Genomic DNA, 23353 nt, shown 5'->3' with positions numbered 1-23353 from the left:
ATTCTTTATACTGAAAGCCTATCATCATAATCAATCAGGAACGATGAACGATGCAGGCATGGATGACCCATTCTATTCAGAATCAGTTTGATGAACGTCAGGATTATAATCTGTTTGCGAGTGACCGCGTGTTGCAGGAAATCTTGCAGCGCTATGGCAGTCAGGATCAGGCACGCCTTAGCGCACTCGGTCAGCAGGCCGGATCGGCAGAGGCTTATCATTCTGCCCATTTAGCCAATAGCCATACCCCGCAGTTACAGGCCTTTGATGCTCGCGGCCGCCGTCAGGATGTGGTCGAGTTCCATCCGGCCTGGCATTACTGGATGGCGCTGAACCGGGAATTTCAGACCCATGCCCATCCCTTTATTGAACCTCAGTCCGCATCTGGCTGGCTCGATTGGGCAGCGCGGTTTTATCTGAGTGGTCAGGTCGAATGTGGCAACCTGTGTCCTGCCTCCATGACCCTGGGCAGTATTCCGCTTATTCAGCGTGAACCTGAACTGTGGCAACAGCTCGGCGATAAACTGCTGTCGAATGAATATGATGCGCGGGATATTCCAATGGCGCAGAAAACATCAATCTGGCTGGGCATGGGCATGACTGAAAAGCAGGGCGGCTCCGATGTACGCGCCAATGAAACCATCGCCACTCCGGTGGGGGCAGCGGGTCGTGGCCAGCCTTATCTGCTGACCGGGCATAAATGGTTTTTCTCAGCGCCGATGTGTGATGCGCATTTGGTGGTGGCCAAAACCGAACAGGATGGCTTGGCCTGCTTCTTTGTGCCGCGCTGGCTGGAAGATGGCCGCAAGAACACGATTCATATCCAGCGTTTAAAAGATAAGGTCGGCAACCGCAGCAATTCCAGCTCGGAAGTCGAGTTTCACGAGGCTTGGGGCATCATGATTGGCGAAGCTGGCCGTGGTATTCCCACTATTATTGAAATGGCCAATTATACCCGCCTGACCTGTGTGGTCGGCAGCAGTGCCATGTTGCGCCAGGCGCTGGTGCAATGTATTGCCTATACCCGGCAGCGTAAAGCCTTTGGTAAGCCGCTGGCTGAACAGCCGCTGATGCAGGCGGTGCTGGCTGATCTGGCACTGGAAACCGAAGCCGCGGTGCAGCTGGGCTTTTATCTGGCGCAGTGCTACCAGTTGGATACGCCGCTGGCGCAGGCCTGGAAGCGGATTATGACCCCGGCTGCCAAGTTCTGGGTGTGTAAGCGTACTGTCGAGCTGAGCGGCGAAATGATGGAGGTCTTTGGCGGCAATGGCTATGTCGACACTGGCATCATGGCGCGTATTTTTAAAGAAGCTCCGGTGAATAGTATCTGGGAAGGGTCGGGCAATGTCATGTGTCTGGATGTGCTACGCGCGATACAGCGTGATCCGGCCTCCATGCAGGTCCTGTTGCAGTCGCTGGCCGACGGTGTGCAACAGCAGCCGCTGTTACAGCAGGAATTACAGGCGCTGATGCAGCTGTTCCAGCAGACAGACCCACAAGCCTTGCAGTTTATGGCACGTACGCTGGTAAGCCGTTTGGTGCTGCTGGCACAAGCGGTCATCTTAAACCAGCATGCACCTGATTTTGTGGCACAGGCCTTTATCCAGAGCCGTTATCAGACCCTGCATGGTCAGGTGGTGGGCATGTTAGACCCGGCCCAGGTCGATGTTGCCCGGCTGTTAGAACGTGCGCTGGCGGTTTAAACATCACGCGTGATAGAGCGTATCCTGATAGAAAAATTCCCCTCTTGACTTCAGCCAAGCGGGGAAATCGGACTGGATGCATGGCGGTCTGCAGTTGCGCAGCCGTGTGATCCCGGCATCAGTCTCACGCTAACGATCAAACGAGCTTGGCTTAATGCGCCGGTTCGTCTGCTTTCACCCCTTTCTGGTACAGGGTGTAGATATAAACCGGAATATTCAGGTCTTCTAAATGCTTGTAAATCAGCGGGCGGACTTCTTCCCAATCCAGACCGCCGACACCGGTGGCCAGACGTGGCAGCGCCAGACTTTCAATATTCTCGGCTTCAACCAGCTGTTTCAGATTTTTCAGGGTGCGGTTGACGTATTCTGTCGATGCTTTACCCGGCTTGGAACCGTTGTCATAGGCCGCTTCCTGAGTCATCAGATTAATGATGCGCTGACCTTCGGCATTGACCCAGGTCCATTGTTCACCCGCTTTAGGATGGTAAATATGGCAATAGTTACGGAAGTCTTTATACAGCGCCGGCCAGTGTTCGCGCAGACTTAAAGCCAGTCCGGTGGCAAAGTTATCATTTGGGGCAACACCGTGGGCAATGGCACGGGCTTGGCTCAATAAAATATCTCCAGAAACTTCATAAATCATGCTGTGAACTCCTGTTTTGGAAGAGGCTGTTTGAATTGATCTTCTAGCTTCATCTTAGCCTATCAGGAAGTTTTTTCTAGCGTGCTATATAACTGCTAAGTCTTTGCAAAATAATAAAAAATATAAGATTTTGTGGTATAATTATAGGGGCGGAGCAGCTGAATCTACTTTCATTTTTTGACTGAAGAATGTTCAGAAAAACACTGCAAAATTTTTCTATACCGTTTCTTTTATTGTTACATGACTGTCGCAAAATTGCTGCTGAATTGTCCAAAAAAATGTATGATTGACTCCCCATTCCAAAGGGATGTCGACGGGAAGCAAAACGCAGTTTTAAGGCTAAAATGCGCTTGAATTTTGCGCAAATGTACCCATCAATACAGCGCAGGAACACCTGCATTCAAATCATGAACTGGAAGGATAAAGTGATGGCAAAGAAAAAACAGCCAGAAGTGATTCAGCATAACTTCGTGGCCAAATATATGCATGAGGTCAACAAGAGCCAGGTTTTTGTCGACCGGAAAAAGAATGCCAAACGCGGCTATAGCAAACACAAACAAGGGCGATATTCTGATGATTATCGCCCTTATTCATTCTGTCTGATTTAAATCAAAATATGGCTTAAGCGCCAACAATCCGGGTAGAGGCCTTGACCATATCGCCCAGACCATGGGTTTTAAAATAATATTCCATCCAGCTTTTCACCATCAGCGAATTATTCATTTTCAGCACCCGTTCCAGCTGCTCCTGTGCTTCGCTCATCGGCACATGGCAAATCGCTTTACGCACGCGCAGAATGTTACTCGAACTCATCGACAGGGTATTAAAGCCCATCGCCATCAACAGCACCGCAGATAGCGGATCACCGGCCATTTCACCACAAATGCTGACCGGTTTATCGTACTTGTGACATTCCTTGACCAGACGGGTCAGCGCGCGCAGCACCGACGGGTGAAAATGCGAATAGACGTTGGCCACGCGTGGATTATTACGGTCTACCGCCAGCAGATACTGGGTCAGGTCATTGGAGCCGACCGAGAAGAAATCGACCAGTTCGGCAAATTCATCAATCTGTAGCAGCACACTGGGCACTTCTACCATAATCCCGATACGCGGCTTGTTGATCTTGACCTGTTCTTCTTCCTGTACCGCATGCCAGTCACGATCCAGCAGATACAGCGCTTCTTCGACTTCATTGACGCTGGTGACCATTGGCAGCAGGATGTGCAGATTGTTCAAGCCAATGCTGGCTTTGAGCATGGCGCGAATTTGCGAAGAAAAAATTTCCGGATGATCGAGGGTGAAGCGAATCCCGCGCCAGCCTAGTGCCGAGTTTTCTTCTTCAATCGAGAAATACGGCAGGTCTTTGTCTGCGCCAATATCCAGGGTACGCATTACCACCGGTTTATTGGCAAAGTGGCTCAGCTGCTGGCGGTAAATGGCACGCTGTTCTTCTTCGCCCGGGAAACGATCCCGCAGCATAAACGGAATTTCAGAGCGGTATAGGCCGACCCCTTTGGCACCACGTTGTACCCCGCGTACCACATCAATCATCAGACCGGTATTGACATACAGTTTGACCGTCACGCCGTCTGGGGTAACGGCGTCCTTGGTTTCATACTGTTTCAGGTCTTTGGCAATCAGTTCTTCTTCTTTCTGAATTTCTTTATAGCGGGTGCGTAAACGCCGTGGCGGATTAATAAACACCCGGCCCTGATGCGCATCGACAATCATTTCTACGTCATCGAGGGTGTTGATCGGCAGTTCAGTCACCCCGACCACGGTTGGAATACCCAGTGCGCGCGCGACAATCACCATATGTGAGTTCATGGCGCCTTCGGTGGTGACAATTGCGGCAATTTTATCGACCGGTAATTCCACCAGTGCCGCGGTCGAGATTTCTTCACCAATCAGAATACTTTCATCGGTCAGTTCGCGGTGGCTGGCATCGGCTTCCTGCAAATAGGCCAGAATACGCCGGCCGAGATCTTTTAAGTCGGAAACCCGTTCACGCAGGTAGTCATCTTCCATCTGGGCAAACTGGGCAATGTGGCTGTCAATGACAATCCGCACCGCACCTTGTGCCCAATTGCCATCCCGAATCAGTTCTTTAATTTCCGCCGGCAGGGCATTTTCATCCAGCATACGCAGGAACACGCTAAACAGGGCGCGTTCTTCGGCCATCAGCGCATCCTGCATTTTGTCATCCAGCGCCTGAATTTCCTGACGCACGGCATCCAGCGCAGTGTCGAGCAGTTTCAGTTCTTCGCTGATGTCATCGGCTTCACGGTCGGGTACCGCGGCCAAATCTGCTGGTGGATAGAGAATGACCGCGCGGCCAAGCGCAATCCCGCCCGAGCCGGAAACGCCCTGGAAGGTTTTGTAGGCCGGCAGATTGCTGGGTTTACGAAAGACATCAATATTGCCAACAGCATGCGCATGCGCAATCACGCCAGAGAGCTGGGCGCAGAGCGTGACCAGAAAGGATTCAGCCGCTTCGCTAAAGTCCTGACATTCCTTGTTCTGCACCACCAGTACGCCCATGACCTTACGACGGTACATGACCGGCACGCCGAGGAAGGAATTATAAATTTCTTCGCCGGTTTCCGGTAAATACAGGAAGCGTTCATGTTTGGGTGCATCATCCAGGTTGACGATTTCTTCGCGCTGGCCGACCAGCCCCACCAGACCTTCACCGGTATGTAGGGACACGTGGCCGACCGCTTCCGGATTCAAACCCTTAGAGGCCATCAGCAGATAACGCTGGTTGCGCTCATCAAGCAGGTAAATAGAGCAGACATCGACATGCATGGCTTCAGCAACCTGATTGACCATAATGTCGAGCGATTCATGCAAACTGGTGGACGCATTAATTTCCTGCACAATGCGTCTTAGGGTATCCAGTTGCATATTCGACATAAAGTCTGCTCCAAATCAGCGTTCCAGTTCTGTTCTCTTTATAGCAAGAGTCGTTTAAAAAATCTGCATGATCATACAGCTTTTTTCAGGCTTTCTTAGATGGCAATTGATGACATAATTCCACCATCGCCTTGCGGTACACATCGCGTTTAAAATTCACGACCTGACCCAGTGGGTACCAGTAACTGACCCACTGCCATTGATCAAACTCGGGCGGATCGGACAGGTTGAGCTGAATCAACTGGGCCGAGGCCGTGAGTTTGAGTAAAAACCATTTCTGTTTTTGACCAATACATACCGGATCGGAATCGGGCCGGATGTAACGGTGCGGCAAACGGTAACGCAGCCAACCTTTCGTTTGTGCGATAATTTGAACGTGTTCGGGCAGTAAGCCAACTTCTTCTCTCAGCTCACGATAAAGTGCCTGCTCAGGGGTTTCTCCATGCTGGATACCTCCTTGTGGAAATTGCCATGCATTGTGTCCAATGCGTTTTGCCCATAAAACCTGTCCAAAGTCGTTTGCCAAAATGATCCCGACATTGGGTCGGAAACCTTCTGAGTCGATCATTTGGCTACCTAAATATTCTGTAAATTATGCCTTTGCTTCCGGGGATTTTTATTTCTGTATCCAACACGAAAAAAAGCAAAGTTTAAAAATGTTAAAATTGCTATGATCTTAACGAATTTCTATCGACTAGCGGAGATAGATTTACAAATTTTTTCTTAAATTTCAGTTTTTACGAGTATTTTCATGAAATTGGCGCTATTTGATCTCGATCACACCTTGTTAAATACAGATTCGGATCATTCCTGGGGTGAGTTTTTAGTCAATGAAGGTCTGGTCGATCCGGTTCATCACCGCGCCATGAATGACAAATTTTATGAAGATTACAAAGCCGGCCAGCTTGACCCGATTGCCTATAACGAATTTGTGTTTGAATTTCTGACCCAGCACGAGTCACACTACCTGACCGAACTGCATGAGTTGTTTATGCAAAAAGTGATTCGTCCACAAATGCGCCCGGAAGGTTTTAAGGCGATTCAGCGTCATCGTGAGGCCGGACATGCACTGGTCGGCATTACCGCGACTTCGGATTTTATTACTGCGCCAATTTTCCGTGAATTTGGCATTAGCGAAATCATTGCCACCAATGCCGAAGTGGTCGATGGCAAATATACCGGTAAGGTCATCAATACTGCCTGTTATCAGCAGGGCAAACTGGTACGTCTGGAACAGTGGCTGGCCGGACGTGAGGTGACCGAATCCTGGGCTTATTCAGATTCAATCAATGACCGTTTCTTGCTAGAATATGCAGACCACGCCATTGCGGTGAATCCGGATGATCGTCTGCGGGCCTTGGCGGTCGAGCAGGGCTGGGAGATTCAGGACTGGTCGATTGCTGCTGAATAAAAGCGCAGTTCATCTACACCAAGATCAGCAGACAGGGCCGCTATAACTGGCCCTGTTTTTTGTCTGAGCTGGTTGTCATCTATCTTGCAAATTTATGAAAAGGTGAAATTTTTTTAACAGCACTAGGATTTGCAGTTTTATATGCTATGGTGAAGACAAGAACAACAACAGGGAGATTCACGCATGCGCCAAACCCGACCAAGAATGACCAATCTGTTTGAACAACTGGGCCTGGACTCCAGCGAACAGGCGATTCAAGATTTTATCGGCCAGCATCAACTGGCGGCGGAAATTCATATTATGGATGCAGAATTCTGGAGTGATGGTCAACGTCAGTTTTTAGCTGAAAAAATTGCCTCGGATGGGGAGTGGGCCATTACGGTCGACCAGCTGAATGAAGCGCTGCATGAAGACTCTGTGCCTCGCCGTTAAATCGTTCGTTCAAATCTCCAGATCATCAGGCCAAATCCGGAATTTGGCCTGATCCCTCACTTTCTTTTCTATCCATTTAGGCAATCCGTTCCCAGAAGCTGACCTGCGCATAGGTATGCTGAAACTTGCGCTGGGTTTCCCGAATCACAAAAGGGATGTCCTGCGGTTCAGTCATTAAACGGAAATGCGGCTCTAGCAAGGCTGTTAAGCCATCCAGACTGCTCCAGTTTTCGCCATCTTTTTTAAAGCCACCCAGCCATTCACTGCGGACAGTGTGTTCTTCCATCCAGGTATAGGGTGAGCTGAGCATCAGAATGCCGCCCATATTCAGCCGTGTATGAATCTGGCTTAAAAACTGCGCCGGATGATGCAGCCGGTCAATTAAGTTGGCTGCCAGAATAAAATCATAGCCTCTGAAAATCGCTTTAAGATTACAGGCATCACCCTGGTAAAACTGGACTTTGTCCCGGACCTCCGCCAGTCCAAGCTGGGCTAAATCACAGGCATGATAATCCACCAGTTCACCTTCGGTGCACATGCTGTAATGCAGGGTTTCGCCCTGTGCCAGTTTGACGCCGTTCTGGATAAAGCGCGCTGAAAAATCAATCCCGACCACTTCATCAAAATAACGGGCCAGTTCAAAGCTGGCGCGGCCGGTAGCACAGCCAATATCCAGTGCTTTACGTCGTGGTCTGTCGGCCAGCTGGGTCAGGGCCAGTTGCACCAGTGTCTGGGCAAAATTGGCCACGCCAAAATATTCACGGCCATACTGAAATTCCAGATATTCAGACACCAGCCGGTCGGTTTCATATTGTGATTGAATCGCCAGCGGCTCCTGATCAGAAACCACATAACGGAAACCGGCATGCTGGAAAAAATGCCGGCGAAAGGCATAGCGTGAGGCCAGTTCGGCTTCATTGCCGGCAGAAATCCAGGAACCGCCTTTGAGCAGATTATGCCGGCCATCAAAGGTCGGGGTGCTGAAATCATCATAAATCGGATGCACCACAAAACCGGGAAATGGATAAATCGGGGTTTCGGTCCATTGCCAGACATTGCCGCGCAGGTCATAAAAATCGCCATGCGGGAAGGTATTGACCGGACAGGAGGAAGCACCATAGGCCAGCGCCAGATTGGCAGGTGCAGACGGCTCATTTACGCCAGCCAGCTGTACCAGCCGATACCATTCCTCTTCGGTGGGCAGTCGTACTGGCTGACCAGTTTGCTTCGCTTTCCAGTGGCAAAAGGCTTTGGCCTCATGATAATTCACCTCCGCCGGCCAGTCCCACGGCATTGGTACTTCTTCGGTCAGCAGCCGGAGTGACCAGTCCGGCCCGTGTTTACGCCAGAAGGTCGGATATTTGGCCTGGGCAAAGCTGCGCCATTGCCAGCCTTCATCTTCCCAATAGTTTGCGTTCTGATAGCCGGCATCTTCAACAAAGGCCAGAAATTCCTGATTGCTGACCAGATAGCGGCTGGCCGCAAACGCCGCTACCTCTGCCTGATATTGGCCATATTCATTGTCCCAGCCGTAAACCGGGTCGTGCCGCTCCTTACCGAGCTGTACCCGGCCGGCTGCCACTGGAAGCAACGCATTCTCTGGTGCGGTGTTAGTCAGGATATTTGGCCGCCATGGTGGCTGTGTCTGGACATAGTCAAGGGCATGCTGGCGAATCAGCACGGAGGAGGTTTCCAGATGAATCCGCTCGTGTTCAATGCCCATCAGAATCGACCACCACGGATGTTGCCAGTCAATTGGCGTGCTGAGCGGTGCCTGTTCAATAATTTCCAGCACCGTGGCACGCACCTGATCGCGGTAGTGTTTCACCTGCGCGGGTGTCGGCCAGTCATAACGGCTGTCATCCAGGTCATCCCAGCTCATCTCATCCACACCCACCGCAAAGATGGATTCAAAATGTGGATTGATACGCTGTTCAATCAGTTTGCTGAGCAGCAGTTTGTTGATGAAAAATGTCGCGGTATGGCCATAGTAAAAAATCAGCGGATGGCGCAGCGCAATCGGCTTGTGATAAAAGGCCTCATCGCCGTTGAGGCAGCTAAACAATGATTCATAACAGTCAAAGGTTTGCAGAAAATACTGCTTGAGGGTGGCACGTAGCGTATCGGCCTGCGTGACATCCAGCCGTGGACTGGGCTGTAAAGGCGGTGCACTGCCGGCTAGGCGCTGCTGGAGCGCCTGGGCTGAACTGAACGAAGGGGAATAGGCAAGCGGGGAAGTGGTCTGGTTCATCACTCTGCTCCTGCATCATTTTTATAAAGATCCTGGTGTCTTGTGCGGGCACCTTGTCTTTTCAAATTACGCCAATTTGGAGCAGCGTGCTGTTTTGTTCAGTAACTGTACAGAAGGATGCGACCGGTCGATGAACCTAGTCCGGCTGCTGCATAAAGTTAACCAGCGCCTGCGCCGCTTTGGACTGTGTGCGTCCCGGATGCCAGACCATGCCCAGCTGGCGGTTCATTTCCAGATTAATATCCAGCTGTTGCAAGTCCTGATTAATCAGGGTTTTCGGTAACACTGACCAGCCCAGTCCAATCGACACCAGCATGCGGATGGATTCCAGCGGGTTATTGCTCATGGTGATCTTCGGCTTCACGCCCTGTTTTTCAAACTCGGCCAGGGTAATCTGGCTGGTATAGGTCTGTGCTGCTGGTAGCAGGCTCGGGAACTGGGTTAAATCTTCCAGTTTCAGTCTTTTCTGCTGGGCCAGCGGATGAAAAGGCGCAGCCACAAACACCAGCGGATCATTCCAGATGGTGACATATTGCAGCCGGTCATCACCTTGCGGTGGCAGGGTTAAAAAGGCCAGTTCCAGATCACCGGCCAGCACCTGTTCATGCGCCTGTTCCGAATCGACAAAATGCACATCTAAGGTGACATCGGGGAAATCTTGGACATAGCGACGCAAATGATCGGGCAGATGATGCAGGCCAATATGATGACTGGTGCCAATTTTCAGGCGACCCTGCACCTGGCCCTGTTCATGGCTTAAAGTATGATGAATATCGCCCAGTTCATTTAGCCAGTTTTTGACTTTGGGTAACAGCGAATGCGCAGCATGGGTTGCCTGCACGCCACGGCCGGCCGACTCAAACAGCTTGACCCCAAAATATTCTTCCAGGCTATGAATCCGTTTGGTGACTGCGGGCTGGGTAATAAACAGCTGATCGGCGGCCAGAGAAATCGAACCGGTTTCCATGACTTTTACAAAAGCTTCAAATGCTGCAAGATTCATCGCAATCACCTATAAAGATTTTTTATGCTTAAAATTATTATTTAGAAATTTTTAGAATTAATCAAAGATTATTTTTCTATAAATTGAAGTTCAACAACCATAACTTGAATATAAATATTTTAAAAACAGTAATTTAAGTTATATTAAAATAAAAAAGATCATCCTGAAGATGATCTTTTGGGAGGAACACCGGGCGAAAAATAGGCTAGGCGGTGATTTCCTCTGTGCCGTCTTGTGCTTTCTTTTCCCACATGCGTTCATGAATAAAATAGGCCACCGCCTGTACTGTTGGTTCCAATAAGCTTAAGGTAATGGCCATCCACAGACTGCCGGTAACGAAATAGCCGACAAGCATGGCCACCGTAATGTGCATCACATAGTAGCTAAAAGTCTTTTTAAACATTCGCTGGTTGTTTGCGACAAAGTTTTGAATATGCGCCATGATGATGTTCCTCGTATCTACAATTCAGTGCTGATAACATCATCATAGTCAGTACGAATTAATTTGTAAAAACGAATATTTTGTAAAATTCAATCGGAAAATTGAATTTTTAATCAGATGTTAATCTGAGCAAAAATCAATTATATTTATTCCATAAAGTTTTTTAACTGATAAAAATGATAAATTAGATTTATGTAATTGTGTGGTTATAATCGAAATTAATGACAGAATTACCCAGTCCAGTGGAGCACATCGACATGGCAGGCGAAACCCAAAAAGCAAAAACATTATATGACAAATTGTGGGATGACCACTTGGTAAAACAGCGTGATGATGGTTCGGCTTTATTGTACATCGACCGTCATTTGTTGCATGAAGTTACCTCTCCACAGGCCTTTGAAGGTTTGCAACTGGCTGGCCGTCAGCCATGGCGTTTAAGTGCCAATATTGCGACTCCGGACCATAATGTACCGACCTCGAAAAAAGAGCGTGAGCAGGGCGTAGCCGGTATTGAAGATGATACTTCGCGTATTCAGGTGCAAACCTTAGACGATAACTGTAAGACTTTTAATATCGTTGAATTTGATATTAACGATATCCGTCAGGGGATTGCTCACGTGGTTGGACCAGAGCAGGGTTTAACCTTGCCGGGAATGACGGTGGTATGTGGCGACTCGCATACCGCGACCCATGGTGCCTTTGGTTGTCTGGCACACGGGATCGGAACTTCAGAAGTTGAGCACGTGTTGGCCACGCAATGTTTAATTCAGAAGAAAATGAAAAACATGCTGGTACGCGTAGATGGTCAGTTGGGTCAGGGCGTGACCCCGAAAGACGTGGTGCTGGCGATTATTGCCAAAATTGGTACAGCAGGTGGTACGGGCCATGCCATTGAATTTGGCGGTCAGGTGTTCCGTGATATGTCGATTGAAGGCCGTATGACCGTGTGTAACATGGCAATTGAAGCCGGTGCACGTGTCGGTATGGTCGCGGTTGATGAAAAAACCATTGAATATGTAAAAGACCGTCCTTATGCACCAAAAGGCGAGCAATGGGATCAGGCTGTGGCGTACTGGAATACCTTGCATTCAGATGCCGATGCGCATTTTGATACTGTCGTGGTATTACAGGGCGAAGAGATTGAACCACAAGTGTCTTGGGGTACTTCACCTGAAATGGTCATTCCGGTTTCTCAGGCAGTACCAACTTTGGAACAGGCCAAAGATGAGGTACAGCGCAATGACTGGACCCGTGCTTATCAATATATGGGCTTAACTGCTGGTCAGGCTTTGGCAGATATCCAGCTGGATCGTGTCTTTATTGGTTCATGCACCAACTCGCGTATTGAAGATATCCGTGCTGCGGCAGACGTGATTAAAGGCCGTAAAGTAGCGCCAAGCATTAAACAGGCGATGGTGGTACCAGGTTCTGGTTTGGTCAAACAGCAGGCAGAAGCAGAAGGTTTGGACAAGGTCTTCCTGGAAGCCGGTTTTGAATGGCGTGAACCAGGCTGCTCGATGTGTCTGGCCATGAATGCCGACAAGTTACAGCCAGGCGAGCACTGTGCATCGACCTCAAACCGTAACTTTGAAGGTCGTCAGGGCAATGGTGGTCGTACCCATCTGGTCAGCCCGGCCATGGCAGCAGCAGCGGCAATTGCCGGTCACTTTGTGGATGTTCGTTCATTCTAAGTTTAAGCCCTCATCCCAGGCCGCTCCTTGCTGGAGCGGATGTGAGAGAGACTACGGATTCATTGGAACATAAATATGAAAGCTTATACCGTTGAACAGGGTATCGTTGCACCTTTAGATCGTGCCAATGTCGATACCGATTTAATTATTCCAAAACAGTTCTTGAAATCAATCAAACGTACCGGTTTCGGTGACAACCTGTTTGATGAATTGCGTTATTTAGATGAAGGCTATCCGGGTCAGGACAATTCAACCCGTCCTAAAAACCCAGATTTCGTCTTGAACCAGCCGCGTTATCAGGGCGCCAGCATTTTAATTTCACGTGCCAACTTTGGTTGCGGTTCCAGCCGTGAGCATGCGCCGTGGGCTTTAAGTGAATACGGCTTGCGTACAGTCATTGCCCCAAGTTTTGCGGATATCTTCTTTAATAACTGCTTTAAAAACGGCATGTTACCGGTGATTTTAACCGAAGCGCAGGTTGATCAGCTATTTAAGGAATGTGCAGCCAATGAAGGTTATCAGTTAACTATTGACCTTGAAGCACAGGAAGTCCGTACGCCAAACGGTGAAGCATTCAAGTTTGAAGTTGATCCATTCCGCAAGCATTGCCTGTTAAACGGTCTGGATGATATTGGTTTGACCTTGCAAGATGCCGATGATATTCGCGCGTATGAGGAGAAAACCAAAGCCGCGCGTCCGTGGGTGTTTGCGGAAATTCAAGCTTAAGTTATTTCGTAAATAGGCATAGCACGGGCGTCGAACTCTTGTTAACATTCAAGGCATAATAATTTAAATATTCTGCTTTTTGATGAGGTTGGGCTCGGGCTATGTTGAAGGTTTTTCGTCGGCTTGCTGTATTGGGGGGAGTGGCTACGCTGTTAACAGCATGTCAAACCTGGGATACAGCACGTCTAAAACAGGTAAAAGAGACACAGGCATCCCAATCCAATGCACGTATTTATTGTTCAGGTACCGAGCATTGCGAGTTTGAGCGCTTGAACCGGGTCATGATCATGGATGCTGAAAGTCAGCGTCTGAGTCGTGAAGCCATCAAGCAGGGATTGGTGCGCTTGCAGGCAGATTCACTACGACAGCCTAATCCGCTATATCTGTCGGTTCCGGCCAAACAGCATGAAGTGGTGATCCGGTTCTATCCGATTTCCCGTGATCAGGCCGAAACCTTGCACGTCATTCATCAGTTTAAGCCGCGTCAAACGTACACTTTTAAAATGTACCGTGACCGCAGCAAGCATAAAGGCAGTCTGCTGAATGTTTCGGCGCCAGAGCCGCTGTGTGTGGATCTTTTACAAAACCAGAAAATTATTCGACGTTTCTGCAAACCTTATAATGTCTTACATGGACTGGGGGAATTTGTGGAACAGAAAATTTAGTCTCCACAGTCGTTGACTGCTACAGGAAATGGAAAAACTCATGTCAAAACATATTTTGATTCTTGCCGGTGACGGTATTGGCCCAGAAATCGTCACAGCAGCGGAGCAGGTGCTTACGCGTGTTAATGAAAAGTTCAATCTGGGCTTGACGTGGGAACAGGGATTGTTAGGTGGTGCCGCGATTGATGCGCATGGTTCACCTTATCCGGATGTGACGTCTGAACAGGCGAAAAAAGCCGATGCTTTATTGCTCGGTGCAGTTGGTGGTCCAAAATGGGATACGATTGAGCGTTCGATCCGCCCGGAACGTGGCCTGTTAAAATTACGTAGCGAATTAAACCTGTTTGCTAACCTGCGTCCAGCGATTCTGTATCCGCAACTGGCTGATGCGTCTAGCTTAAAGCCGGAAATTGTATCGGGTCTGGATATCCTGATTGTACGTGAACTGACGGGTGGGATTTACTTTGGTCAGCCACGTGGTATTCGCGAGCTGGAAAATGGCGAGAAACAGGGCTTTAACACCGACGTCTATGCTGAATCAGAAATCAAGCGTATTGCCAAAGTGGCTTTTGAAATGGCCAAACTGCGTGGTGGTAAAGTCTGCTCGGTGGACAAAGCCAACGTGCTGGAAGTAACTGAGCTGTGGAAACAGACCGTGACCCAGTTACACGCTGAACAATATCCAGAAATCAACCTGTCACACATGTATGTCGACAATGCGGCAATGCAATTGGTACGTGCACCAAAACAGTTTGACGTACTGGTAACCGGTAACCTGTTTGGTGACATCCTGTCTGATGAAGCAGCAATGCTAACCGGTTCTATCGGTATGTTGCCATCAGCGTCGCTAGATGAAAATGGCAAAGGTATGTATGAGCCATGTCATGGTTCAGCACCAGACATCGCTGGCCAGAACATTGCCAACCCGTTGGCGACCATCTTGTCTGTGGCAATGATGCTGCGTTATACCTTCCGTGAAGAAGCTGCCGCGAAAGCGATTGAAGATGCAGTGGGCAATGTGCTTGATCAAGGTTTACGTACGGCTGACATCATGTCTGAAGGCATGAATAAAGTGGGTACTCAGGAAATGGGTCAGGCTGTGGTTGCTGCATTGGGCTAAGTCTCGACAGCAAATCAAAAAACGCAGCTGCAGGCTGCGTTTTTTTATGGCTATTGAATAGCTAGGTCTAGATTCAGCGCTTAACAGGTGCGACCGGTATAGTGTACAGAGTGGGCAATATTCTGTTCCAGCCGGAACACAATCTGGCAGTGCAGGTTAACATTATAGCTGTTGGCTGGGCCAATGGGCGCTGGAATATGGGCTGGACCGGTGGCCGGGGCATTCGATACAGGAATCGGAATGCTGATTGGGCGTATAACGGTGTAGGTGAGCGCCTGTGGGCTGATTTGTGGTGAACTGACCTGTTCGTAACCGAGCAGGCTTAAATCGAGCTGCTGGCGAATCTGCTGGCTGGACTGGCCGACAAATTGGGCCAGATAGGCATCACGTTCAGCTCGGGTACTGGACGGCGTGGTTACACAAGCGGAGAGACTGAACGCGAGGAGCGCCAAAGCAACGGAGCGAGAGACAAACATGCGCGATCTCCATTGAATAAAACTTCATTCTAGGCAAGGACAGCCTAAAAATATGTGTATATTCGATAAGCGGCAGATCTCGACGCCATTCTTGGCTGTTACACAGCATCAGCAGCCAATAAAAAAGCCACTGTTGAAGGTGGCTTTTTGCTTGCGCTAAAACTTAGCGTGCACGATAGGTAATACGACCTTTCGTTAAGTCATAAGGCGTCATTTCAACTTTCACGCTGTCGCCAGTTAAAATGCGAATATAGTGCTTGCGCATTTTACCTGAAATATGGGCAATCACCTCGTGACCGTTTTCTAAACGTACACGGAACATAGTATTAGGAAGCGTTTCGGTGACAACGCCTTCGAACTCGATGAGTTCCTCTTTATTGGCCATAGCCTACCTGATGATCAAATTGGAAAGGCGCAAATTATAGTCAATTTTTTTGAAAAAATCAAGGTGAAACCCGCCGCAGATGAATCATCTGTCAGTAAAATAAGCGAACAAAACATTTAAATTTTTTCTACAAAAAAACGTGGTGGATGGTTGTCAGTTTGGTCAATCACAGTTAATCTAAAATCAATCTTTTTAAGTATAAATGAAGAACATACAAGGAAGGTCTTTGCGTGGGTCAGCTAACTGATGCATCGGTTGTATTGCGATTAGGCTACCAAGCGATTCGTCGTGCCGGTTTGCCAACCGAAGAAATATTAACAAAAGCAGGTGTCGCACTTAATCAGGTTGAGGCCAATGATCGTACGCCTTTGGGCGCGCAGTATGCGTTTTGGGTGGCGGCGGAAGAAGTCAGCCGTGACCCGGATATTGGTTTGCATCTGGGTGAACATTTGCCACTCTATCGGGGGCAGGTGATTGAGCATCTGTTTATTTCTTCGGAAAACTTTGGTGAAGGTTTAAAACGGGCACTGGCCTATCAGCGTTTAATCAGTGATGCCTTTGATGCCAAACTGGTGATTGAAGATGACCGCTGTTATTTAACCAATGGTCAACAGCCGTGGGCTGACAATATTGTCAATCGTCACTTTTCTGAATGTGCCATGTCGGGCATTTTACGTTTCTTCAAGTTTATTACCGAAGGCAAATTCCAGCCGCTATATATCGACTTTAATTTCCAGCAGGGCGCTGCCGATGATGAATATTTCCGGGTCTATGAGTGTCCGGTCAGTCTGGGGCAGAATGAAACACGGTTGTATTTCGATCCTTCCATTTTAGAATACCCGCTGTGGCAGGCCGAGCCGGAGCTATTACAGTTACATGAGCAGCTGGCGCTGGAGAAACTACAGGAACTGGCGCGTTATGATCTGGTCGGTGAAGTACGCCGGGCGATTGGCTCGACCCTGGAAAGCGGGGAAACCACATTGGAAACCGTGGCTGCGCAGCTGAATATCACGCCGCGTCGTTTACGTACCCAGCTGAGCGAGGCCAATACCAGTTTCCAGCAGATTCTCTCGGATTATCGTTGTCGTCTGGCTAAAAAGCTGCTGGCCAATACCAATGAAAGCGTGGAACGGATTGTGTATCTGACCGGATTTTCTGAACCGAGTACCTTTTACCGGGCCTTTAAACGCTGGACCAATGAAACACCGGTCGAGTACCGGAAACGTAAACAGCGTTAAGCATCTCCGCAGTCCCCCTTGATTAAAGGGGGATTTTTTTAGAGTTGCCGCTTGATGCAAGGGTGACTTTCGTTTTTAAAGCTTGGAGTGGCAAGAATGAAACCACTCCCTGAGTAAAAGGGGGGGCGGAATACAATTATTCCGGCATATTCAGCCAATGCGGACCTAAAGGCACTTGAGGCAAGTCAAACTGCTCTGGATAGTGCGCCTGGATAAAGTACAGGCCATCGGGTGGGGCGGTAATGCCAGCCGCTTTACGATCCTGTGCGGCAAAAATTGTATCAATATGGTCAATATCATACATACCTTGGCCAATTTCCAGCAGACAGCCCATGATATTCCGCACCATATGATGCAGGAAACCATCGGCCTGAATATCGAGCACCAAATAATGCCCATGACGGATCAGGCGGCAATGGCTGACGGTACGGACCGGCTGATTGGACTGACAGGCTGCGGCACGAAAACTTTCAAAATTATGCGTGCCTTCAAACTTTTGCGCGGCAGCAATCATCTTGTCGACATCCAGCGCATAGTAGGCATGGGTGACCTGTTTATGCAGCAGGGCCGGGCGCTGTGGATGGTTATAGACCACATAACGGTAGCGGCGCGCACAGGCCTTAAAGCGGGCATGAAAATCCATGTCCATAGCCTTAATCCACTGAATGGCAATGTCTTTGGGTAGCTGGCTATTGGCTCCCATCAGCCAGCCGCGTTCAGGGCGAATGGCTGCCGTGTCGAAATGTGCCACCATGTTGGTGGCATGCACGCCTGCATCGGTACGGCCAGCGCCATGCAGGATAATCGGTTCATTGGCAATTTTGGAGAGGACCTTTTCCAGCGTTTCCTGCACGCTCGGGACGCCTGGTTGCTGGGTTTGCCAGCCCCGGTAGCGAATACCACAAAATTCAATCCCGACCGCAAAACGTTGCATATTCACCTCAAATTGGCCTTAGTCATACCAATGCTGTTGCCATTGTTCTCTGCGCGGGTATTGTAAATACATTTTTAATGCTTTTGCATACAGATCTGCATGTCCAAAGCCATCATTGACTAAAATTTTACTGTTCTGGATCCAGCTGCTGATCGCATAACGCTGATCCAATGGGCCAAATGGCACTTGGGTGGTCAGAATCACGGCACAATCTTGCGTCTGTAAGGACTGTAGCAACGTCAGGAGTGTTTCATTTACAGCCAGATTACCAGTACCAAAGCCTTGTAAAATCAGGCAATGCGGTGGCTGCTGGGCGATCAGTTTCAAATTGGCGAGCTGCTGCTCTAAACCAATCGGCTGCATCATCACACTCATGCAGTTGAAGTGTTGTGCTTTGTCCAGATCTGCAGCCTGTACCAAGTAGGCGGCTTGTTCTTTTTGATTTAAAGCACTGCTGGCGGCCTGACCCTGAAAGGCATCCAGCTCGGTGGTGTGGCATTTTAAGGCGCTGCGACCATGGAAACATTGATGATGAAACGCCAGATACACGCCAACCGGCAATTGCAGCACCGATTCCAGGGCAAAATTCAGGTTATCCAGCGCATCGCTGAAGTCACGGGTGTTCTGTCCATCTATGGTCAGCAGTGGATACTGGCTGCCAGTCAGCACTACATGTGCAGACTGCGCGATAAAGTGTGCCAGCACGGCACTGGCATAGCTTAAAGTATCGGTGCCATGAATGACGACAAAATGCTGAAACTGTTGTAACTGCAGCTGCTGGATAAACTGCACCAGACGTAACCAGTCGGTCGCGGTACAGCGGCTGCTGTCCTGAATCACCGGCGCCACAAAACATTCTACCGACAGATGTAGCGGTAGCACATGACGCAGCTGGGGAAGAAACTGCTTTGCAGGCATGGGGCTGAGTGGCTCACCGACACAGCCAAAGGTACCGCCCATATAAATTAATGCAATTTTTTTCATCATAAAAAAAGCAGCCAAGGATGACTGCTTTATCTTAGTGAGATTTACTTTAAGAAGCTATTTGATTGAGTAACTGCGTGGCGTGTTGCTGCTGTGCTGCAGAATAGTTTGCTTCTTTTTCTGCCAGCAGGGCACGGGCCGCATCATAGGCACCCAGCTCAATATATTGCTGAGCTAGCTCCAGATTCAGCTGGATTTCATTGACTTCGGCCAGTTCAGGGAAGGACTGAATCAGCGGATCATGCGGATCAACCGCGGTTGCCGCCACGGCAGCCATAGCGGGTTCTTCAACCATTGGTGCTTCAGGCGTTGCTGGTGTCGCTTCAATGGTTGGTGCGCTATCTAGGTCAAACTGGAACAGCGGTGCAGTGTCTGTTGGTGCGGTAACCGCAGGTTCTACCGGCTGTTCAGCCACCGGTGTAGGACTGATCGAGAAATCAAAACTAAATTCTGATTTTTCTTCCGCAGGTGGGGTGGTGACAGCTGGTGTGGTCGCAGGTGTGGCTTCAGTTGCAGTCTTTTCCAGCTCAAACGAGAAATCCAGTGCCTGAGGTTCTTGTGCAGCCGGAGTCACTGGCTCAACCGGTGTTACCGGTGCAGCTTGGGTTGGTGTTGGTTCCAGCTCAAACGAGAAATCTAATGCCTGAGGTTCCTGCGCTGCTGCTGGAGCCGGTTCGATCGGTGTAGCTGCTTGTGTGCCGGCAGCCGAGTCAAAAGACAGATTAAATTCAAGAGGTTGAACTTCTTCTGCTTTTGCTGGCGCAGGGGTGTTAACAGGCGCAGCCGAGGTACTTGGGGTAAATTCCAGATCTGGTACCGGAGCGCTTTCGGTTTTTGCGACTGGCGTTTCGGTTTTGAGTGACTGTTGTAACTGGTCAAATGACGTGCTGGCTGTGCTTGAACTGCTGGATTGAATCAGTGCATCAAAATCCGCAGGGGGTTGTGTTTTTGCGCTAACTGGTGTTTCAGAAAATGCTGCAGTAGTTGGCGCTGCAGAGGCCGGTGTTTCTGCTTTGGTTTGAGAAGCTTTCTGTGCTTCGATTTTAGCTTCAGCCTGAGCCAGAATATCTTCCAATCCCAGATTCTTCAGATGATCCAGCAATTGGCGGGTGGCAAATTCATCTTTTTGGGTCAGATGCACGTCCAGTAACAGCAGATACAGTTCATGCAACGACGGGTCACGTTTCAGCGCCTGATTAATCTGCGCTTCGGCCGAGAAAAAGTTACGGTCACGAATCTGGGTCTCAATGGTCTGGCGTAAATCTGCCGGAAGTGGTGTGCTTCCTTGTGGTTCGGCAACAGGCTCGGCCACTATGGCAGTTTTGACCGTAGTTTTCTTCGTAGTGGTGCTTTTCTTGGCCTTGGTTTTACTGGCTGCAGCCGGTTTTTTTGCTGCTGGTTCGGATTCTTTATTGGCTTCACGCTTTTTTAACACCAGCGCGATGACCAGTAACAAAATAAATGGAATCACATAAATCAGCATGTTGCTACCCCTTAGGCAGAGAGGGATAAACCATCTCTCCTGAAAAAAATCATGTTGAGTAATACGTTAGAGTTTTGGCTTATTTTCGGCTTGTTGCTTTTTCAACTGTTGTTGCAATTCAGCAAGACGCGCATTGAGTAATTGAATTCTTTGATCCTTCTGACTTAATGCCAATTCTAACTGTGTTACGTTTCTCTGTAATTTAACGGTTTTCTCACGCGCTGTCATAACTTTTAGTGACAACTCTTCTGAGGTTTGCGCGCTTTGTGTGTTCTTTTTGGCAGAACCTTGGGCAGAATCTTGCTGATTTTCTGCCACCAGACTCATTTCGGCCTGACTGATCCGGTATTTGGCCTTGCCAGACTGGCGTGAAGGCTGGGTTGCCGGGATTGGCACGGTCTTTTTCGCGGCTTTTTGCCCGCTGCTGACGGCCTGTAAATTCAAGGTTGCACCGCGGCGTAAACGGTTGGCATCGCCCTGAATAAAGGCATGTTCATTGTGGGCTTTAATCTGCTGCATCACTTCGCCGACCGGCTGCTGGTTCTCTGCGGCGATACGTGAGGCAATGGCCCATAGCGATTCATTGGATTGCACCACATGCCGTGCTGTGGTTGATGCTGGCGCAGATGGAGCAGGTGCTTTGGGTGCTGTAACCGGTGCCGGCTTTGCCGGTGCTTGCTGTTGCTGCGCTTTTAACTGCTCGGCATATTTCTTGACCAGTGGATCTGCTGAAACCGAGGCAGATGTATTTACGGCAGCTGTGTTGCCCGCGTTATGTGTAGAGGCCGGTTGAGCTGATGTCGCCGGAGTTGATGGCGTAACCGCTGACACAGGGCTTGCAGCCGGCTGTGCTGCTGCGCTGACAGCTGCTGTAGTTGATGGACTTAAAGCCGGTGGCGGGCTGGCTTGAATCGCTAGGGGTGCTTCTACACTGCGCGTGGTGCTGGCAGATGCCGTGGCTGTGGTATAGGCGGTACTGGTCGGCAAGTTTAAGGCAATGTCCCGTTCATTCACGACCATGACCGGTGTTAGTGGCTGCTCTTTCGGTTGCAACTGCGCGCGTTGTTCTGCCAGGGTACTGCGTTTTAGTGAGGTTTTAATATGCTGTAAACGCGTGGCCGAGCCTTCACGAATTTTGACCACAATATTCAGTTCGGTATCGGTCAGTGGCCGAGAAGAGGTAATGGTAATCACCCCGTTGCCGGCACCATCACGTCGGGTAAAGAAATTTAAATGACCCGGTGGACGATGGCTGGCACCAATGGCCATCAAGTCTTCTGCCGAGGCCAGACTGACTTCAATCGGCGCATTGACATTGGACTGACGGAAGTTCATTTCAGCATACAGCAATTCCCCAGGTGCTGACTGAATCTGAACAGGATCGACATTAATCGCATGAATATGTTGTGAGGCAAGAATAGCTAAAATCGCGATCTTTAATTTGTTATATACGGTCATCTTAATCGTTAGCTCGGTCATTTATCGCATAGCGAAAAGAATAGATTAGCGAGTTGTAAGTCGATTGTAAAATATTTACAGGCTAGTTACATAAAAAGCCGATCTTTTCAGATCGGCTTTTGGTAATTTACTTTTGCTTAAAAGGCTTACGCGTTTTTATAGTCAATTAAGATGCGTAGCATACGGCGTAATGGTTCTGCCGCACCCCAAAGCAACTGGTCACCGACGGTGAACGCGCCCAGGTATTCTTTACCCATGTTCAGCTTGCGTAAACGGCCCACAGGAACAGTTAAGGTACCGGTTACTGCAACAGGGGTTAAATCTGTCATAGAGGCTTCACGGGTATTTGGTACCACTTTCGACCAGTCATTGGCGCTGGCGATGATATCTTCGATTTCATCCAGAGGTACATCTTTACGCAGTTTCAGGGTAAGGGCCTGAGAGTGACAACGCATGGCACCAATACGGACACAGTGACCATCAATTGGTACGATTTGCTGGTTGCCTAAAATCTTGTTGGTTTCAGACTGACCTTTCCATTCTTCTTTCGACTGGCCATTTTCCAGCTGTTTGTCGATATATGGAATTAAAGAGCCAGCAAGCGGTACACCAAAGTTGGCTGACGGGAAACCTTCGCCACGTTGCAGTTCAGCAATTTTAGAGTCGATGTCCAGAATTGGAGAACGTGGGTCATCTAGCAGTTCTTTGGTGTTGTTATACAGGTAGCCCATACCGGTGATCAGTTCACGCATGTTTTGCGCGCCTGCACCAGAAGCAGCCTGATAAGTCATCGAGGTTGCCCATTCCACCAGATTGTTCTGGAACAGACCGCCTAAGCCCATCAACATGAGTGAAACCGTACAGTTACCGCCCACAAATGTTTTGGTGCCTTTCACCAGACCGTCTTTAATCACGTTCATGTTCACCGGATCAAGTACGATAATTGCCTCATCATCCATACGCAGGGTAGATGCTGCATCAATCCAGTAACCGTTCCAGCCTTCGGCTTTCAGTTTCGGGAACACGTCTGAGGTATAGTCGCCACCTTGACAGGTAATAATGACATCCATTTGCTTCAGACTGTTAATGTCCGTTGCATCCATAAGTGCTGGGGCAGTTTTACCGCCAAACGCTGGTGCTTCACCACCGGCATTACTGGTAGAGAAATAAAATGGCTCAAAATGAGCAAAATCATTCTCTTCAACCATACGTTGCATAAGGACGGAACCTACCATCCCGCGCCAACCGACCAGACCTACTTTCATGTCACTTTGCCTCGGTGCGTAAAAAAACAAAAAGGAGTATGAGTGTATCAAAAGGGGACACAACTGCAAGCTCTACATAATCAAAACATCATTATTATTGAGTGAAATAACTTGTTTGTGTTAC

The 23353-nt window shown here is 49.1% G+C and carries 22 protein-coding genes; 9 read left to right on the top strand and 13 right to left on the bottom strand.

Features of this window, described 5'->3' with window-relative positions:
- Positions 1-50: 50 nt before the first annotated feature.
- Entirely contained in the window at positions 51-1703 is a 1653-nt protein-coding gene (locus FTU54_RS07660; RefSeq protein WP_180046334.1) for an acyl-CoA dehydrogenase family protein, read from the top strand.
- A gap of 151 nt (positions 1704-1854) precedes the next feature.
- On the opposite strand, the gene FTU54_RS07655 is transcribed toward FTU54_RS07660, so the two are convergent.
- A complete protein-coding gene (locus FTU54_RS07655) occupies positions 1855-2346 on the bottom strand; it encodes a macro domain-containing protein (protein ID WP_016659595.1) in 492 nt (163 codons plus the stop codon).
- 428 nt (positions 2347-2774) lie between these two features.
- Here FTU54_RS07655 and FTU54_RS07650 point away from each other — a divergent pair, with 428 nt between their 5' ends.
- Positions 2775-2954 carry a hypothetical protein gene (locus tag FTU54_RS07650; RefSeq protein WP_005182025.1) on the top strand — a complete coding sequence of 60 codons (180 nt, stop codon included), beginning with the start codon at positions 2775-2777 and terminating at the stop codon, positions 2952-2954.
- A gap of 13 nt (positions 2955-2967) precedes the next feature.
- Here FTU54_RS07650 and ptsP read toward each other — a convergent pair whose 3' ends face one another.
- A complete protein-coding gene (ptsP, locus tag FTU54_RS07645) occupies positions 2968-5265 on the bottom strand; it encodes a phosphoenolpyruvate--protein phosphotransferase (RefSeq protein ID WP_005182028.1) in 2298 nt (765 codons plus the stop codon).
- An 85-nt stretch (positions 5266-5350) separates the two neighbouring features.
- Positions 5351-5833: an RNA pyrophosphohydrolase gene (locus FTU54_RS07640; RefSeq protein ID WP_005182032.1), complete on the bottom strand. Its 483-nt coding sequence runs from the start codon at positions 5831-5833 to the stop codon at positions 5351-5353.
- Between the two features lie 183 nt (positions 5834-6016).
- Here FTU54_RS07640 and FTU54_RS07635 point away from each other — a divergent pair, with 183 nt between their 5' ends.
- A complete protein-coding gene (locus FTU54_RS07635) occupies positions 6017-6676 on the top strand; it encodes an HAD family phosphatase (protein WP_005182034.1) in 660 nt (219 codons plus the stop codon).
- 183 nt (positions 6677-6859) lie between these two features.
- Positions 6860-7108, top strand: a complete 249-nt coding sequence (locus FTU54_RS07630) for a DUF2789 family protein (RefSeq protein WP_005182035.1) — start codon at positions 6860-6862, stop codon at positions 7106-7108.
- A 76-nt stretch (positions 7109-7184) separates the two neighbouring features.
- On the opposite strand, the gene ovoA is transcribed toward FTU54_RS07630, so the two are convergent.
- The 3 genes from ovoA to FTU54_RS07615 all read right to left on the bottom strand — a co-directional run bounded on the left by ovoA (position 7185) and on the right by FTU54_RS07615 (position 10804).
- Complete coding sequence (gene ovoA, locus FTU54_RS07625; protein WP_180046333.1) at positions 7185-9359, bottom strand: 5-histidylcysteine sulfoxide synthase; 2175 nt, start codon at positions 9357-9359, stop codon at positions 7185-7187.
- A 136-nt stretch (positions 9360-9495) separates the two neighbouring features.
- Positions 9496-10362, bottom strand: coding sequence for a LysR family transcriptional regulator (locus FTU54_RS07620; RefSeq protein WP_005182039.1), 867 nt, complete (start codon positions 10360-10362; stop codon positions 9496-9498).
- Positions 10363-10567: 205 nt separating this feature from the next.
- On the bottom strand, positions 10568-10804 hold the full coding sequence (locus tag FTU54_RS07615; protein WP_005182043.1) for a DUF2061 domain-containing protein: 237 nt from the start codon (positions 10802-10804) through the stop codon (positions 10568-10570).
- Between the two features lie 257 nt (positions 10805-11061).
- Between FTU54_RS07615 and leuC the strand changes: the two genes are divergently transcribed.
- From leuC to leuB, 4 genes are all read left to right on the top strand, one after another.
- Positions 11062-12495 (top strand): 3-isopropylmalate dehydratase large subunit, encoded by a 1434-nt coding sequence (gene leuC / locus FTU54_RS07610; protein ID WP_005182046.1) that lies wholly within the window; start codon positions 11062-11064, stop codon positions 12493-12495.
- A 75-nt stretch (positions 12496-12570) separates the two neighbouring features.
- Positions 12571-13221 carry a 3-isopropylmalate dehydratase small subunit gene (gene leuD / locus FTU54_RS07605; protein WP_005182049.1) on the top strand — a complete coding sequence of 217 codons (651 nt, stop codon included), beginning with the start codon at positions 12571-12573 and terminating at the stop codon, positions 13219-13221.
- Between the two features lie 101 nt (positions 13222-13322).
- Positions 13323-13886, top strand: coding sequence for a hypothetical protein (locus FTU54_RS07600; protein WP_016659592.1), 564 nt, complete (start codon positions 13323-13325; stop codon positions 13884-13886).
- 40 nt (positions 13887-13926) lie between these two features.
- Positions 13927-15006, top strand: a complete 1080-nt coding sequence (gene leuB, locus FTU54_RS07595; protein WP_005182055.1) for a 3-isopropylmalate dehydrogenase — start codon at positions 13927-13929, stop codon at positions 15004-15006.
- 80 nt (positions 15007-15086) lie between these two features.
- On the opposite strand, the gene FTU54_RS07590 is transcribed toward leuB, so the two are convergent.
- The gene (locus FTU54_RS07590; protein WP_180046330.1) at positions 15087-15482 is read right to left on the bottom strand and encodes a hypothetical protein; all 396 of its coding nucleotides are present in this window, start codon (positions 15480-15482) and stop codon (positions 15087-15089) included.
- A 163-nt stretch (positions 15483-15645) separates the two neighbouring features.
- Positions 15646-15867 (bottom strand): translation initiation factor IF-1, encoded by a 222-nt coding sequence (gene infA / locus FTU54_RS07585; RefSeq protein ID WP_001284370.1) that lies wholly within the window; start codon positions 15865-15867, stop codon positions 15646-15648.
- Positions 15868-16097: 230 nt separating this feature from the next.
- Here infA and FTU54_RS07580 point away from each other — a divergent pair, with 230 nt between their 5' ends.
- Positions 16098-17105, top strand: a complete 1008-nt coding sequence (locus tag FTU54_RS07580; protein ID WP_005182061.1) for an AraC family transcriptional regulator — start codon at positions 16098-16100, stop codon at positions 17103-17105.
- Positions 17106-17241: 136 nt separating this feature from the next.
- Here FTU54_RS07580 and truA read toward each other — a convergent pair whose 3' ends face one another.
- The 5 genes from truA to asd form a co-directional block, all read right to left on the bottom strand.
- Positions 17242-18039 (bottom strand): tRNA pseudouridine(38-40) synthase TruA, encoded by a 798-nt coding sequence (gene truA, locus FTU54_RS07575; RefSeq protein WP_180046328.1) that lies wholly within the window; start codon positions 18037-18039, stop codon positions 17242-17244.
- 18 nt (positions 18040-18057) lie between these two features.
- On the bottom strand, positions 18058-19026 hold the full coding sequence (locus FTU54_RS07570) for an asparaginase domain-containing protein (RefSeq protein WP_180046326.1): 969 nt from the start codon (positions 19024-19026) through the stop codon (positions 18058-18060).
- A 46-nt stretch (positions 19027-19072) separates the two neighbouring features.
- The gene (locus tag FTU54_RS07565; RefSeq protein ID WP_180046324.1) at positions 19073-20506 is read right to left on the bottom strand and encodes a fimbrial protein FimV; all 1434 of its coding nucleotides are present in this window, start codon (positions 20504-20506) and stop codon (positions 19073-19075) included.
- A gap of 66 nt (positions 20507-20572) precedes the next feature.
- A complete protein-coding gene (locus FTU54_RS07560; protein WP_180046322.1) occupies positions 20573-21985 on the bottom strand; it encodes a hypothetical protein in 1413 nt (470 codons plus the stop codon).
- A gap of 125 nt (positions 21986-22110) precedes the next feature.
- Positions 22111-23229 (bottom strand): aspartate-semialdehyde dehydrogenase, encoded by a 1119-nt coding sequence (gene asd / locus FTU54_RS07555; protein ID WP_005182074.1) that lies wholly within the window; start codon positions 23227-23229, stop codon positions 22111-22113.
- Between the last annotated feature and the right edge of the window lie 124 nt (positions 23230-23353).

The organism is Acinetobacter sp. YH12116 (genome assembly GCF_013418895.1).
GTDB classification, from domain to species: Bacteria; Pseudomonadota; Gammaproteobacteria; order Pseudomonadales; family Moraxellaceae; genus Acinetobacter; species Acinetobacter indicus.
The sequence above is the reverse complement of the archived record's forward strand: the minus strand, read 5'-3'. Positions and strand labels throughout refer to the sequence as shown.